Here is a 1,616-nt window from a genome sequence, read left to right on the forward strand (position 1 = left end):
TCAGCGTTAATCGTAATTGTCAGTCGATAATGGTCTAAATCTCGGAGTAAGCGAGAGTAGTCTAATGCCTTTTGGGAAACTGATTTGATATCCTCCTTGACAGGGCTATTTCATTCTCATGAAAGCTAATAAATGCTAGGCTTACAAGTTAGCTGAGAGTTTCATGAGTGACCATGCGTTTGTCTGCCCAATCTGCCCCTGCTGTCTCAGTTCCTAGCCTCACCCCAGAGGAGTCACCCCCTCAGGGCATCGAGATTCTAGAAGCCTTTGCCAACATCCCAGATGTACGCAAGGTTTCTGGGAAACGGCATCAAGTAGCTCTGTGTTTAGCCCTGTTTACCTTGGCCATTGCAGCTGGAAACCGAGGTTTTCTAGCCATTGGGGACTGGCTCAACAGCTATCGAGACGAATTGCCCCCCGCTATTCAAGCCCCCGAAGGGTAGGATTCCTTCCTACAGTACGATTCGCCGTGTCCTGGTCACCCTAGATTACCACCAGTACTCTGCGGCCCTGGCTCGCTTCTTTGGCATTGAACCCAAGCCCTTGAGAAACCTTAGCTGTAGATGGTCTTGTCTTACGGGGCTCATACCAACGTTCTTGGTGATAATCCTGGTTCTCCACCTCACCGAGCGATTATGCTGGGAACGTGCTTATCTGGTTGAGCGGGGTAAGATTGCTCGAACCCGATCAGGTGGATAGCAAAACAAACGTGCGTCAAAGCCAAACCGCGAGTTTATTACACAACTGGCTGTCAAGGGTGTGGTGTTCGCCTTTGATGCGATTAGCACTCAAAAAAAACGGCTCAGTTGATCAAAGAGGAGTGAAAATCACTACCTAGGTGCCCTTAAAGGCAATCAGGGCAACCTATTCAGGCATCGTCAAAGCCCACTTTGTTCCTCAACAAAGTCATACTGAAGTAAGTATTGGCCATGGACGCATCGAAAAGCGCTCCGGCACGCATCTGCACACAACTCGAAAACATCTTGTCCTGGCCAGGGCTAAAAACACTAATCCGAGTGGAAAGTGTTCGACAATTCAAAAAAGGGAAACAACACCAGCTGGAAACCGAAACACGCTACTATGTGGCTTCTTTCATCGAGTCTGCGGAATCCTTTGCCCAACGTATTCGGGGGTATTGGGGGGTAGAAAACAAAGTCCATTATGTGCGAGATGTCACTCTCGAAGTTGATGCTTCTCGCATTCGCATGCATCAGTTACCTCAAATCTTTGCAGTTGCTCGTAATTTTGCGCTGAATATCTATCGCTCCAATGGCTTCTCCAATATGGCTCAAGCACAGCGATACTGCCAATTTGGACGCTCACACACAAAGAGCGCATTTTTAGAATGAAATAGCCCTGCCTTTGGATTGATGAACTGTGATAATTGGAACTTGATTATTGTCTTGAGAAACTCGATCTAAGTTTTTAGCAAGAGCGGTAAATTCAAGAATGCTACGTAAAGCTGTGTCAGGGTGCAAATTTAGATCGTCCTGTGCTTGGAAAAACCGTAAAAGATTGTGGATATTTTGTAGGCGTTTCTTTTCAGATTGATAATAATTATATAGTCCAGATTCTACAAATAATTTATCCAGCAAATCTGAAGGTCTTAATGATTG

3 protein-coding genes are annotated in these 1,616 nt (G+C 46.0%); 2 read left to right on the forward strand and 1 reads right to left on the reverse strand.

The genetic code is table 11. The annotated features are described in order from the left end of the window. Positions 1 to 173: 173 nt before the first annotated feature. Both F6K49_RS47220 and F6K49_RS47225 read left to right on the forward strand, forming a co-directional pair. Positions 174 to 443: a transposase family protein gene (locus F6K49_RS47220; protein ID WP_293069066.1), complete on the forward strand. Its 270-nt coding sequence runs from the start codon at positions 174 to 176 to the stop codon at positions 441 to 443. A gap of 486 nt (positions 444 to 929) precedes the next feature. After that, entirely contained in the window at positions 930 to 1,349 is a 420-nt protein-coding gene (locus F6K49_RS47225; RefSeq protein WP_293109431.1) for an ISAs1 family transposase, read from the forward strand. Here F6K49_RS47225 and F6K49_RS47230 read toward each other — a convergent pair. Continuing rightward, positions 1,341 to 1,616: 3'-5' exonuclease (locus F6K49_RS47230; RefSeq protein WP_293109433.1), on the reverse strand; the 276-nt coding region annotated here is incomplete at its 5' end. The genes F6K49_RS47225 and F6K49_RS47230 overlap by 9 nt on opposite strands.

It is taken from the genome of Moorena sp. SIO3I6, from assembly GCF_010672095.1.

Bases quoted from the DNA above. Each gene is read 5' to 3' on its own strand.
- F6K49_RS47220 (WP_293069066.1), top strand. From the start codon at position 174: ATGCGTTTGTCTGCCCAATCTGCCCCTGCTGTCTCAGTTCCTAGCCTC.
- F6K49_RS47225 (WP_293109431.1), top strand. From the start codon at position 930: ATGGACGCATCGAAAAGCGCTCCGGCACGCATCTGCACACAACTCGAA.